The following is a 12,815-nucleotide window of genomic DNA, read 5'->3' on the forward strand; positions in this document are numbered from 1 at the left end:
GCCCCACACCGTTCGTCAAGGCGCGACTGGCGACGGATGACCTGAGCGCGGAGGCATTGGCCGCGGAAGGGTGTGGTTCCTCAAGCGCCTCTCGAGGTGGGGATAAAGCGATAGAGACCTACCAAAGCAGACAGCCCTTCGTAGTAGGTCGAATCTATCGCCAGCCGCCGATGCCGAGACAGGCGCTTACGTTGGCCATGGCCGCCCAAGCATTGCATGCTTTTCCCGGTTTCTGGAACGAACCGATTTCTGCCACGTTCACCGTTCGAAGCAAACGCGGAGTGGCTGAGATGGGCGCAGGCGATCAGTTCGCATGCATGTCGATGGTGGCGTTGTTCTCACTGGCACTGATCGTGACGTCCAGCCTGTTCGTGGAATCGAGGGCGGCGAAAAACCTTGCATTTCCAACCGCGCAGCAGGTTCGTGCCCCGCTCTAACTGCACGCCCGCTGCTTTCGTTGCTGTTGTCACTGAGCCGTTCGAGGCAACGCATTGAGCCGCTCGCTCCATCCCCGCGGTCGCACGCTCTTCGTGCGGCCGAGCCCGCACAAATTGGCACCGGCGCAGCCGCGCTATGATTTTTTTGGCGAAGTGGAGTGCGTGCCTTAACACGGCTGATCAAATGCGGGGGAAGACCAACAAGTTCTCCAGAATTGCATATTTTTCCCGATACTCGGAACGGATGCCAAACCGATGTGTTGGCGCACGGGCAATGATTTTCGACGTGAAGGAAGCATGAAATGAGACTACTTGGCAAAACGGCCATTGGCGCCATCCTCGGCGTAGGCTTCCTGGCCGCTTCCGCGATGAGCGCATCGGCTGCCATCGTGTGCTCTGGGCAGGTGTGCTGGCACACCCACGAGGCATACGATTATCCACGGGATGCCGGCATCGTCGTCCACGAGGACAATTGGCGCTGGGGGCCGCACGAGCGGTTCAACTTCCGTGAACACGAGGGTCGCGGCTATTGGCACGGCGACAAATGGACCACTTGGTAGTTCGCGCCCAAGAGGCCGCCGATCGGCGGCCTCTTTTTTCGTGACGAGCGAATGAGAAATTTGCCATAAATCTGCACACGAGGCGCGAAAGCGGGCTGCCGCTCGGCTCGGTCAGAGACACGCTGCTGGCGGCAATAAAGTTCGACTCTCAGCTTGTCAACTCTCCGGACCAAGCTCGGCCCTTATTGGAAACGCTGAGGATCTTGTGCGGAAGGTTTGCGACGAGCCGGGCTGCCGGAATGATCATACCTTGCTCACTAAACGATTTAAGCGTCGTCCTCGTGCACGGCGGCTTCGTCGATGGCGCGGGTTGGGAAGGCGTTTATAACATCCTCAAGAAGGACGGGTACAACGTCAGCATCGTACAGAATCCGACAACGTCGCTTGCCGACGACGTGGCGTTTACGCGGCGCGCGATCTCGCAGGCGCAGCCCGGTGATCCTGGGCGTAGTCGTGACGGAAGCCGGCACCGACCCGAAGGTCGCAGGCATTGTCTACATAACCGCGTTTGCGCCGGACAAGGGCGAGTCGGTTCAGTCGCTCATCGCGAACCCGCCTCCCGGCGCGCCCGTCCCGCCGATCCTGCCGCCGCAGGATGGCTTCCTGTTCCTCGACAAGGCGAAGTTCCGCGCCTCGTTCGCGGCCGATGTTAGTGAAGCAAAGGCTGCACTGATGGCCGACTCGCAAGTGCCGTGGGGCGTCAATGCACTCGCCGGCGCACTGACCGAACCCGCGTGGAAGTCCAAGCCGACCTGGTACCTCGTCGCGACCGACGACAAGATGATCCCGCCGCCAGCCCAACGGCAGATGTCGAAGCGCGCCGACTCCACGGTTGAGGAAGCTCCGGGCAGCCATGCGATTTACGTCTCGAGGCCGGACGTCGTGGCAGCCCTCATCGCGAAGGCAGCAAAGAGTGTGCGTGCCACGTCGAACAACTGAAGCTCGAGACGCGCCGTCGGCCTTGTCCCAGGGCTGGCGGCGTCGATCAGGCCAAACCCGCGCTGCGAATAGCGCCTCGCATCAAGCGTGACGCCCTTCACGAGGTGCCATGAGATCAGGTACCGGTGGCGGACGTAAGCGGACAGCGACCCTGACCTGCATTACCACCTGCTCCCGCCGAAACGCAGCGCGACCACTCGCAGCGGGAAACTGGGGGTCGCTGTTGCACGCAGGCTATAGCGGGAGGATGTAAGAGGGGCGCAGTATCGAAGCTGCCGACCTCCAAGAGATAAAATCGGCGGATCAAATGACGGCCTCAGCCCGCCCCCAGCGTGAACGACTTGCAGGAGCTGCAAGAAATGGCGGTAAAGCTAGAAGCCACCGCTCGCAAGCTTCCGCAGGGGCGGGGCCGCGGCGATCTACTTCGAGAAATCGCGAATTTTCGTGCGCAGCTCATCGCTCGGTTTCCAGGCGAACGCGTCAAGGCGACGAAGTAGGCCGATATGATCAAGACCGCGATGGGATGGCTGGAACTACCACACTGGCTCATCATAGGGGCGCTGTTGATCGCCCGCCCCGACTTTAGGTACAAACTCAGCCTCAGCGTTTCCCACGCTGGGGCTCTTTCGCCTGCGCGCCCCGAACTCGTCGGCGATGAGCTGGCCGATCTCATGCAGCAAGCCGGCCAGCGGCTTTTTCGTAGATGACGGCTTGCCGGCTGCGAACGCCGCCATGAATTGCGGAAAGGCCGCGCAAGCTGCGACCGTCCCGCGGCGAGGCTTGTAGCTCAATGGTTAGAGCCGACAGCTCATAACGGTCTGGTTGCAGGTTCGAGTCCTGCCGGGCCCACCAATGAGATCAATATCTTGCTGGGTCCTGGTTGCCCGCAGCGCGACGACCGCACCAGAAACCGCACCAGATACGTGCTCTGTACGTTCGCGAAGGCGACGGGCGAACTCGCATGATGAGTGCGATGCGACAGTATGTGGAAGATCCGCGGAATTTTCACCAACGGAGAAAGGCCTGACGGGCGGCGGGCGTTTTCCACGCGGTCACGTCAAAGGCCACCCGTGGCTGCCAAGCTAGGTTGCGTCCGCTCTAGCCAAATGTGCTGAGCGGATAACAGACGAGCGGGCCTTCGGCTTCTGCCAGAAGCGGACGTCGGGAGTTGGTCCCTCATTATCGCCGCCAAAGGAACTAGATTGTCACCACATCTGCTGGAGACATGGTGAAGGCGAGCTTATAGAGACCCATGATCGACTTCTCCTTGGCACCAAGGAGTTGGAGCGCGCCGGCGGAAAAGAATCTAGATACGGCTTCCTCCACTATTTGGGGATCGTAACCCGAAAGCAGAACGACCCAGTCGGCCGCGCCGTCCGTTCCCCGAATCTGCTGCTCGGTGGTCGGCGCGCTGGTCGTAGGCGTATTCGTGACAAGGAGATGAGCGCCCGTCAAACCAGGCTTCGACGCCAATCCGTTCAACCGTTCCGCGAGCCTCGTTCGAATAAGATCATCGTTTCCAGTTTGAGGAGAAAACCTGATCGTCGCCAACGAAGCCGCAACACCGCTACCGAAGCTTACTTCTACCCGGCACTGACTGCGCACCATATCGAGATGATGAGGCATCATCTTCGTCGACCATGGCGTCGGCGCGTTTAATCTGTCGAGATAACCTTTGGATGTGAGGGTTTCGTACCGCTCCAGTTCATAGAGCACAAAAAACCCCTCGGCATCGAGCGAGTTCGTCCATCGCGATCCACGCCGGAATCCGAGGATGCTCATCCGCTCAGGAAAATGTTCGTGAGAATGCCAATCGCCGAACTCCGAACGTTGTTCAGGAAGGACATTCCACCACATTGCGACAGCGGCCTTACCAAGAAGCGACATGACTACCTCAGTCCTTGTTATTGGTTGGCACCACCATGGTCGAGAACCATGGCACAGCCGTGAGCAGGATCACGAAATGATGCCGGCCGCCGCGATGACAGCCTTCGCTCCGTGCAGCGCGCGGCGTGCTCGCGCTTCGGCATTCATCGTTTTCGCCAGTTCGGCCGTAGGGATTTCGATGCTGATTGTGATGTCAGGTGGCATTGCCTTGGTCAGACCGACCAAATCGATCCCGCCCTCGCCCGGAAACATGCGCTCTTCGCGGGCGGCGTGAATGAGTTCCTCCGTTGTCGAAGGCCGCTCGGCGGGCCCGTCGCACATCTGCCAATAGTGAAGCCGCGACGATGAGATTCTGTGCAGGTGCTCAAGAGACCCGCGCGACCTATCGAAATGCAACGCATCTACGAGAATGCCGGCCGCTGCGGACGAGGTTCTCTCGACGATAGCGACAGCGGTGTTCAAGTCTGGCACGTGCGTCCACTGCATAAATTCGAGATCGGCTGTCAGCCCGAAAGATGCGGCCAACTCGCAGTATCGCGCGAAACGGTCCGAGAAGCGCGACAGATCTGGATCGTAGGCGGCGACGAGCGTGTGTTGTGCTCCGAGCATGCGGCCCGCTTCGAGGAAGGCGGTCAGGGATTCGACGTCGGTCTCCGGCCTGAACGCGACGACTTCCAGGTCCGCGACACGGATGCCGGTGGCGTCGAGCCGCGACCTCGTTTCTCTCAACTGCTTCGCATCGTCCATCAGCGGATAGGCCAATCCGCCTGGTGTCGCGGCCAAAAGGCGAAAGCCCACGTGCTCGAAACCGCAAGCCGCCGCCACCTCGACGAGTTCAGGCGGTGAGAGTTCGAGGGCGGTCAGTGCCGCGAGGGAAAAAGAGGGCATGGAACACCTATGCAATAGTGGTATCACCTAATGATCTTATAATCACCAGTTGATTTTAGTTTCACCAAGTGATTATAGAATACCCATACAAATCCCTGCCGCCGGCGGGACGGAGGAAATCTGAATGACCGGGACGATCTTGGTCCTCAACGGACCAAACTTGAACTTGCTCGGTGTGCGGGAGCCGGAGATCTACGGACGCGACACGCTCGACGACATCAAGAATCGGTGCGTCGAGAGGGCGAAGGGGCACGACCTCGACATCGACTTCCGTCAATCGAATTCGGAAGCGACCCTGATCGACTGGTTACATGAGGCCCGCGGAACCAAGGTCGGCGTCGCCATCAACCCCGCCGGACTGTCGTTCCACTCGGTCGCGTTGCTCGATGCTTTGAAGATGTTCGACGGCCCAAAGGTCGAAGTACATATTACAAACATCCACAAGCGTGAGCCGATGTACCAGAAATCACTGATGTCGCATGGCATGACGGGCGTGATCGCTGGGCTCGGCGCCACAGGCTATGTCCTCGCGATTGACGCGCTCGCCGAATTCGCGAAAGCCGGCAAGACCTGATCGCACTCACCAATCAAGAAATCCGACACGGAGGGGACAATGGGTTTGACAAGACGGCAATTCGGCGCGACGGCGATCGGATCAATGGCGACGATGTGGGCCGCACCGTCCATCGCGCAAGGCGGCAAGGTCGGTCTCAAGGTCGGCGGCCAGTTCGCCGACAGTCACCCCTCCTCCAAGGCAATGGAGGCGGCCTGCGCCGAGATCCGACAACAATCGAACGGCCGCATCGACATCCAGTTCTTTCCAAGCGCGCAACTCGGCTCGGACGCAGCGATGTTGACCCAGGTTCGTTCAGGGGCCCTCGACATGATGACCGCATCTGGCATCTCGATGCAGGTGGTCTCGCCGGTCGCCGGCATCAGCGGCATGGCGTTCGCGTTCAGCGACTACGCCCACGTATGGCAGGCGATGGACGGCGAGCTTGGCGCGGGCATCCGCGCCGGTCTCGACAAAGTCGGCATTTACGCCTTTCCGAAGATCCTCGATAGCGGCTATCGCAACATCACAACCAACAATCGTCCGATCGCTTCCGTCGACGATCTCAAGGGCATGAAAATGCGGGTTCCGCCCAGCCCGGTCTGGGTTTCCCTGTTCACCGCCCTTGGCGCGTCGCCGACCTCCATCACGATCAACGAATTGTACTCCGCCCTTCAGACCAAGATCGTCGACGGGCAGGAAAACCCGCTCACGATCATCGAGTCCGGCAAATACTACGAGGTCCAGAAATACTGCTCGATCACGGAACACATGTGGGACGGCCTGTGGATCATCGCCAACGGCAAGCGGATCAAGTCGCTTGCCAAGGATGATCTGGATCTGATCACCAGGTCCTTCGAAGCCGCCACGGAGAAGCAGCGGGCAGAGACCGAGCGGCTGAACGTCGATCTCGAAGGCATCCTCAAGGGCAAGGGGCTCGTTTTCAACCGTCCCGACAAGGCTCCCTTCCGCCAGGCGCTGGCCAAAGCCGGTTTCTACGCCGACTGGAAGCAGAAGTACGGTCCAGAAGCCTGGGCCGTGCTGGAAAAGTATTCCGGCAGCCTCGCCTGATGCCCGTAAAAATGGCGACCGCTCCGACGCAGTCGAAGGCTTCGAGCTCGGCGCGGGTCGGCCCATTGCGTAAGCTGGATCGTCTGCTCGGTATTGCGATCGCTGTGCCGACGGCCGCACTTGTCCTCGTCGAGGTTTTCGTCCTCCTGGGTGGCGTCGTATCCCGATACGTTTTCCATCACCCGATCATCTGGTCGGATGAACTCGCCTCTACTCTCTTCCTCTGGCTGGCGATGCTGGGCTCCGCCATGGCCCTCCACCGGTCGGAGCACATGCGCATGACCGCGTTCGTCGGCATGCTTTCGCCCCCAATGCGCCTCGCGCTGGACGTCGTCGCGACGGTTGCGGGGCTCGCCTTCCTGTTGATGATCCTGCCGTCCGCATACGACTTCGCCACCGACGAGATTCCAGTGACGACGCCGGCGATGCAAATCTCGGACGCATGGCGAGCGGCAGCGTTGCCGGTCGGATTCGCCCTTATGATCGCGGTGGCCGTCGCTAGGCTGCTTGCCGTAGGCAACTCGCGTCACGTGTTCGGCGCCCTGCTCGCAGCCGCCCTGGTCGGCGGCGGCCTCTATTTCCTCCAGCCTACTCTGGAGGACCTCGGCAATCTCAACCTCGTGATCTTTTTCGTCGGCATCGTAGCTTGTCTCGTCTTCGCCGGCGTGCCGATCGCGTTCGCCTTCGGTCTCGCCACATTCGGCTATCAGGCCCTCACCACTCAAACACCCATTGTCGTGGTGGTGGGGCGCATCGAAGAGGGAATTTCCAATCTCATCCTTCTGTCCGTACCCCTCTTCGTTTTCCTCGGACTGCTGATCGAGATGACCGGGATGGCCCGGGCGATGGTGAACTTCCTCGCAAGCCTCCTGGGTCACGTAAGAGGTGGCCTCTCCTACGTGCTGATCGGTGCCATGTATCTGGTCTCCGGCATTTCCGGATCCAAAGCGGCGGACATGGCCGCGATCGCTCCGGCTCTCTTTCCCGAGATGAAGGCACGAGGCTCTAAGCCGGGAGAACTCGTCGCGTTGCTGGCCGCAACGGGCGCCCAGACCGAAACCATTCCGCCAAGCCTGGTCCTGATCACGATCGGGTCGGTTACCGGCGTCTCCATCGCATCCCTCTTCACCGGCGGTCTGCTACCGGGCGTCGTCGTCGGCGCGATCCTCTGCCTGGTGGTGTGGCGTCGTAATCGCAGCGAAGACCTTTCACATGTAACACGCGCCTCGGCCCGCGAGATCGGACGGACCTTCGTCATCGCCCTTCCCGCTGTCGCGCTCCCGTTCGTGATCCGGGCCGCCGTTATCGAGGGCGTCGCGACGGCGACTGAAGTATCGACGATCGGCATCGCGTACGCTGCGCTCGCGGGCCTCCTGATCTACCGCCGGTTTGATTGGCGGCGCATCTATCCGATGCTGGTTGATACCGCATCCCTTTCGGGCGCGATCCTGCTCATCATCGGTGCCGCGACGAGCATGGCGTGGTCGTTGACACAATCCGGGTTCTCGCGCGATCTCGCCCACGCAATGGCGGGACTTCCCGGCGGCGTGCCGACCTTCCTGCTGGTTTCGATCGCGGCCTTCGTCGTGCTGGGCAGCGTGCTCGAGGGGATTCCCGCCGTCGTTCTGTTCGGCCCGCTTCTGTTTCCGATCGCGAAGCAGGTCGGGGTCCACGAAGTACACTACGCCATGGTCATCATCCTTGCGATGGGCGTGGGTCTGTTCGCTCCCCCGTTTGGTGTGGGCTATTATGCCGCCTGCGCCATCAGTAGGGTACATCCGGACGAGGGACTGAAGCCGATCGTCGGTTACATGATCGCGCTGCTGGTCGGGCTTCTGCTGGTTGCTTTCGTGCCCTGGATTTCGATCGGCTTTCTTTAAAAAGAGCGCCATGACGTCAGCCAATGACCGCCATTGGGATAGCGAGACAGACCTCCTCGTGATCGGCGCCGGCGCCGGCGGAATGACGGCGGCACTTGTCGGCAAGCTGGAGGGGTTGAACGTCGTCCTCTGCGAAAAGTCCGACATGGTTGGGGGAACGACCGCGACTTCGGCCGGATCAGTGTGGATACCCGGTAGCAGCCAAAGCCGGAAGGCGGGAGTGCCGGACTCGATAGACGCGGCGAAGATCTACCTTGCCGGTTTATTGGGAGACAATGCGTCCGATGAAAGGCTGTCGGCATTTCTGACGTTGGGGCCGGTCATGCTGGACTATCTCGAACAGCGGACCAGCGTCGTCTTTTCCCCACCGCCCGTTCACCCCGACTACCGTGACCTGCCCGGAGCCGCCACTGGCGGGCGGGCATTGGGGGCAGTCCCGTTTGATGGACGAGAGCTTGGAGCCGACTTCGAGCGTGTGCGGCCGCCGCGACGGGAATTCATGGTGCTTGGCGGCATGATGGTCGGCAAGAATGACATTCAGCCTCTGCTCGCGCCTTTCCGGACGTGGGGCAATTTCAGGCATGTTGTGGGCCTGCTCGCCCGGCATGCCCGAGATCGATTGAAGTTCAACCGCGGAACACGCCTGATCATGGGCAACGCGCTCGTCGCGCGGCTGTTCAACGACCTACGGAAACTGGCCGTCGACATCCGCTATCGGACCGCACTGAAGGAGTTGGTCCGGATCGGTGATGAGATCGCAGGGGCGGTTCTGTCGACACCGGCAGGCGAATTCACCGTTCGCGCTCGCCGAGGCGTCGTGTTGGCAACTGGTGGGATCGGATGGAGCGAAGCACTTCGCGAGCGGTTTCTTCCCGAGAACACGCGACGTTTTTCACTTTCTCCTGATCCCAACACCGGGGACGGCATCCTCGCAGGCGAACGAGCATCCGGAGAGATTGAAAGCACGAAGAGTCCAGCACTCTGGATGCCCAGCTCCATCATGCAACAGCCGGACGGTCACTTGTCCATCTTTCCGCACATCATGCTGGATCGCGCAAAACCTGGACTGCTTGCAGTGGATGCGAGCGGCCGGCGATTCGTAAATGAGGCCAATTCGTACCACGACTTCGTGGAAAGCATGCTGAAGTCGAACCGTTCGCCAGCACGCGTGCCATCCTATCTAGTCTGCGATCGAAGCTTCATCTCCGACTTCGGGCTGGGTCTTATCTATCCAGGGACCCGCAATCTGGGCCGCTTCACTCAAGCCGGCTACCTGTTCGAGGGCCGCACGATTGCCGAGCTCGCAGTCAAGATCGGAGCTATTGGTGAAGCATTGATGCAGACGATTGAGCGCTACAACCAGTACGCCCAGACTGGCTTCGACGAAGAGTTTGGCCGCGGAGCGAGTCCGCTGAACCGCTTTAACGGCGATCCGGACTGCAAACCAAATCCCTGCCTGCGAAAGATCGGTCCCGGCCCATATTACGCGGTGGCGGTCTGGCCTGCCGACCTTGCGAGCAGTGCGGGCCTGCGCACTGACGCGCGAAGCCGGGTGGTGCGGTCTGGTGGTGTCCCGCTCAGGGGGCTGTACGCGGCCGGCGCCGACGCCACCTCTATCTTCAGGGGGACGTATCCGGGGCCCGGGACAATGATCGGGCCGGCGATGGTTTTTGCCTGGCGGGCAGCGATGGACGCAGCGCACGCCTTGGACAACCGGCCGAAACAGGCGGATTGAGCCATGCGATCCCAACCAAACGTGATAGATTCGTCCCGAATGAGAGGCCGAACGTGTTGACGAAGATCCAACCGACCGAGACCATCGGCGAATCCGCCTATCGCCGAATCCGGTCTGACATCATTTTTGGCGTCCTGGCTCCGGGCCAGAAGCTGAGACTCGAGCGCGCCAGCGAGAGCTACGGCACGTCGATTCCGACGTTGCGCGAACTTCTGAACCGAATGTGCGCAGAAGGCTTGATCGTGGCCGAAGGCCAACGGGGCTTCGAGGTCGCGCCGGTCTCCGCGGCTGACTTCAGGCAGGTGGCTGAGCTACGCCTGCTGCTGGAGAACCATGCGCTCGAACAGTCTTTCGCCGCTGGCGACCTGGATTGGGAAGGCAGAGTTGTTTCCGCCCATCACAAGCTGGGCGTCATGGAAAAACGCATGCTGGAAGGGCAGCGGCAGAACCAGGAATTGTGGAAACAGTGCGACTGGGATTTCCATCATTCGCTGATCTCGGCTTGCGGGTCCGACGTTCTCCTCGCCGCTCACGCGGCGGCTTACGACCGCTATCTTCGCTATCAGATGATTGCCGTGGTGTTCCGCGGAGAGATTGCAGCGCGCGAGCACCAGGCGCTCCTGGAGTCCGCGCTGGTTCGCGACTGGAAGCTAGCGCAGACGATCATGGTTTCGCATATCCGGGGATGTGTCGATCACGCGCTATCGAAGGATGACGCGGGGGTTTTCGGAAGTCCGGCCAGAACTCTTCTGGCTGGACTCTCGGAAGGCACAACTCGACCTGACAAAAATACCTCGTCTAAAGAGGCGAGAAAGGCCGGGCGCCAAAAACGTCGCCCCGCATAGGAGCGCAGCAACCCTATTTGCTGCATCAACAGGCTTCTGAAAAACTGCGCTGCGACATCAAGTTCGCGACAAATACGGCATCACGTGTCCACTTGGGTCAAAACCTGACGGTGTGCGACCAAGAGACGTTTGTCACCTATCGCTCGATAAGCGGACATGTAGCGTAGTATGCAGTCCCTTCTGCTATCGTTCGGACGTATCAAGCGTGCGCGTCTCGGGCGTTGTGGTAGCGGATGATTTCGCGCACCAGCCAGTGTGAAGCGCATAGCAACGACGTACCTCCGCTTTGGGACTATGGTGCGCTCGGAGGGCGCTCGCATTTGCTGCGATTTCAGTCGCTCACCCCAAACGATGCGGATCAAGGGTACTTATCAACCTAAAAGGAGCTTATCAGCTCCCGTTGCCGACCCGCAGCCCTGCGTCCCGAACGTAATCAGCGACCGAAAAAATCAACAAAAACAAAGAAGCTCGATCCTGATTGACCACCTTTATCGCCCTTTGTTCACGGTGTTTCGGTGGTCAATCGGTGGTTGGCGAAGTCTGCACGAGTAGAGGACTTCTACTCCGCGGGTTGCAGGTTCGAGTCCTGCCGGGATCGCCAGCGCCGAGATCGCCTACTGAAATCGCTCGATAATTTGCCGCTCATTGACCCACTTTTTGGAACGTCTGTTCCAGTGGGTCACATTGGCCTGCAGAACATCGGCTGATGTCACGCGTTGATTTACGTCAATGCTTTCGCCGTGGACGGGATGAGCGTCTCTCACCATGTCAGCGCGGTTCGACTGGGTTACCTTGGCGGGCTGCGCCTGTTTGGCGCTAACAGTGCTGCTCATCATTTCGCTCTTCGCATTCTAGACTGCGCCTTGACCAAATCGTCACGCATCGATCGCTCGCTCGCGCCCCCAAGGTCTAGCGACTTCTCTCGCACAGGATTCGGCGCGTTTATGCGATCGGCTTCAACACGGCCGAGCACTGGTCCGAAGACGTTTCCGAGGACATCGCCCGCGAGATCTAGCGCCGCTGCGACATCGAGCTGATCGAGGTGCCGGCCGCACTTGAGGCCTTCGTCGATCGACATATCGGCGGCCGGCACCAGCTCAGCCTGCGGCTGGTGCGAGACTCCTGAAATGCATTGGTGGACCTATGTGAGCATCGCGATATCATCTATCGCCGGCTTCGCCGTGGCTGCTGCGCGGGCGGGTAGACGCGAGGACAGACTGCACGACGAGAACGTAAACCGGCGCATAGACGAGCGCCTCGAGGATATGGACCTAATGAGGCGACGGCCGCAAGACGCGCCGTAGATTATACGCAAAAGCCGCCCTCAATACCTATCTCGGGCGCATGCGAAAGCCGTTCAGGCTGATGCGGTGATTGGCCGGTTCAACGCGGCGGTTCAGAAAACGAACATGGCGACGATCGCCAATGAAGCCAATGCGATTACCAGGCATCCTGCGATGGTGAACCAGTCAGCGCTAATTCTCTTCATTCCAACGTCCATGGCCCACTGGGCCCCCAGCACTGGGGCTAAGGCGGCGTAGGTGGTTGGGGCGGCCAATCACCGTCTATGAAGTTATTCCTTTCCCCAGTTTGATCTAGCGGAATTCGCAGTTGCTGCGGCGCGCTACCACCTTTGCTCCGTGCTGCCTTCATTTGAGTTTGCGCGAGGCGCTTTAAATCTCAGCGGAAAGAAGATCCTTCAGGACCGCAGCGCGTCGATGGCGTGGGCAATGAGCACGCCAACGCTCACAATAATCAAGAGGGCGATTATGACGTTAAACATGACCTCTACGGAAACGTCTGGCCCGCGATCAGTCAAAAGATTTCCGTCGTTAAGGTTGCTTCTTGTCCATGACTGGTGCGCTCAAGCCACGCCAGCTTGCGATGCAAGGATTTTGTTCCTCGCCGCCCATGTTCAGCAAACGCGGCCGTCGCGATAGATGATATTTTCCTCGCAAAATCCGGCTCAACGACATATTTCCCGGGCATGCCTATCATCCGAAAGCCATGCGATGACTAA

At 60.1% G+C, this 12,815-nt stretch carries 11 protein-coding genes, 1 tRNA gene and 2 pseudogenes; 10 read left to right on the forward strand and 4 right to left on the reverse strand.

Annotated features, from left to right (window positions below; all coding sequences use genetic code 11):
* Positions 1 to 191: 191 nt before the first annotated feature.
* The 5 genes and pseudogenes from ACE103_RS30110 (at position 192) to ACE103_RS30130 (ending at position 2,788) form a co-directional block, all read left to right on the forward strand.
* Positions 192 to 437 carry a hypothetical protein gene (locus ACE103_RS30110; protein ID WP_375776006.1) on the forward strand — a complete coding sequence of 82 codons (246 nt, stop codon included), beginning with the start codon at positions 192 to 194 and terminating at the stop codon, positions 435 to 437.
* A gap of 302 nt (positions 438 to 739) precedes the next feature.
* The gene (locus ACE103_RS30115) at positions 740 to 997 is read left to right on the forward strand and encodes a hypothetical protein (RefSeq protein ID WP_375776007.1); all 258 of its coding nucleotides are present in this window, start codon (positions 740 to 742) and stop codon (positions 995 to 997) included.
* Positions 998 to 1,236: 239 nt separating this feature from the next.
* Positions 1,237 to 1,936: pseudogene (locus tag ACE103_RS30120) on the forward strand (alpha/beta hydrolase).
* A gap of 503 nt (positions 1,937 to 2,439) precedes the next feature.
* A complete protein-coding gene (locus tag ACE103_RS30125) occupies positions 2,440 to 2,643 on the forward strand; it encodes a hypothetical protein (RefSeq protein WP_375776008.1) in 204 nt (67 codons plus the stop codon).
* 69 nt (positions 2,644 to 2,712) lie between these two features.
* Positions 2,713 to 2,788 (forward strand) — tRNA-Ile (locus tag ACE103_RS30130).
* A 345-nt stretch (positions 2,789 to 3,133) separates the two neighbouring features.
* Here ACE103_RS30130 and ACE103_RS30135 read toward each other — a convergent pair.
* Both ACE103_RS30135 and ACE103_RS30140 read right to left on the reverse strand, forming a co-directional pair.
* A complete protein-coding gene (locus ACE103_RS30135; RefSeq protein WP_375776009.1) occupies positions 3,134 to 3,823 on the reverse strand; it encodes a hypothetical protein in 690 nt (229 codons plus the stop codon).
* Positions 3,824 to 3,892: 69 nt separating this feature from the next.
* The gene (locus ACE103_RS30140; protein WP_375776010.1) at positions 3,893 to 4,711 is read right to left on the reverse strand and encodes a sugar phosphate isomerase/epimerase family protein; all 819 of its coding nucleotides are present in this window, start codon (positions 4,709 to 4,711) and stop codon (positions 3,893 to 3,895) included.
* Positions 4,712 to 4,835: 124 nt separating this feature from the next.
* On the opposite strand from ACE103_RS30140, the gene ACE103_RS30145 reads away from it, so the two are divergent.
* The 5 genes and pseudogenes from ACE103_RS30145 to ACE103_RS30165 form a co-directional block, all read left to right on the forward strand.
* Positions 4,836 to 5,285 carry a type II 3-dehydroquinate dehydratase gene (locus ACE103_RS30145; RefSeq protein WP_375776011.1) on the forward strand — a complete coding sequence of 150 codons (450 nt, stop codon included), beginning with the start codon at positions 4,836 to 4,838 and terminating at the stop codon, positions 5,283 to 5,285.
* A gap of 39 nt (positions 5,286 to 5,324) precedes the next feature.
* Positions 5,325 to 6,335: a TRAP transporter substrate-binding protein gene (locus ACE103_RS30150; protein ID WP_375776012.1), complete on the forward strand. Its 1,011-nt coding sequence runs from the start codon at positions 5,325 to 5,327 to the stop codon at positions 6,333 to 6,335.
* A gap of 11 nt (positions 6,336 to 6,346) precedes the next feature.
* On the forward strand, positions 6,347 to 8,215 hold the full coding sequence (locus ACE103_RS30155) for a TRAP transporter large permease subunit (RefSeq protein ID WP_375776013.1): 1,869 nt from the start codon (positions 6,347 to 6,349) through the stop codon (positions 8,213 to 8,215).
* A 10-nt stretch (positions 8,216 to 8,225) separates the two neighbouring features.
* Entirely contained in the window at positions 8,226 to 9,950 is a 1,725-nt protein-coding gene (locus ACE103_RS30160) for an FAD-binding protein (protein WP_375776014.1), read from the forward strand.
* 65 nt (positions 9,951 to 10,015) lie between these two features.
* A pseudogene (locus ACE103_RS30165) lies at positions 10,016 to 10,660 on the forward strand (GntR family transcriptional regulator); the annotation flags it as partial.
* A 749-nt stretch (positions 10,661 to 11,409) separates the two neighbouring features.
* Here ACE103_RS30165 and ACE103_RS30170 read toward each other — a convergent pair.
* Together ACE103_RS30170 and ACE103_RS30175 are read right to left on the reverse strand one after the other, a co-directional pair.
* The gene (locus tag ACE103_RS30170; protein WP_375776015.1) at positions 11,410 to 11,628 is read right to left on the reverse strand and encodes a hypothetical protein; all 219 of its coding nucleotides are present in this window, start codon (positions 11,626 to 11,628) and stop codon (positions 11,410 to 11,412) included.
* Between the two features lie 982 nt (positions 11,629 to 12,610).
* Entirely contained in the window at positions 12,611 to 12,784 is a 174-nt protein-coding gene (locus ACE103_RS30175; RefSeq protein WP_375776016.1) for a hypothetical protein, read from the reverse strand.
* Positions 12,785 to 12,815 lie beyond the last annotated feature (31 nt).

Source organism: Bradyrhizobium sp. ma5, from assembly GCF_042258955.1.
In the GTDB taxonomy this organism is placed as follows: Bacteria; Pseudomonadota; Alphaproteobacteria; order Rhizobiales; family Xanthobacteraceae; genus Bradyrhizobium.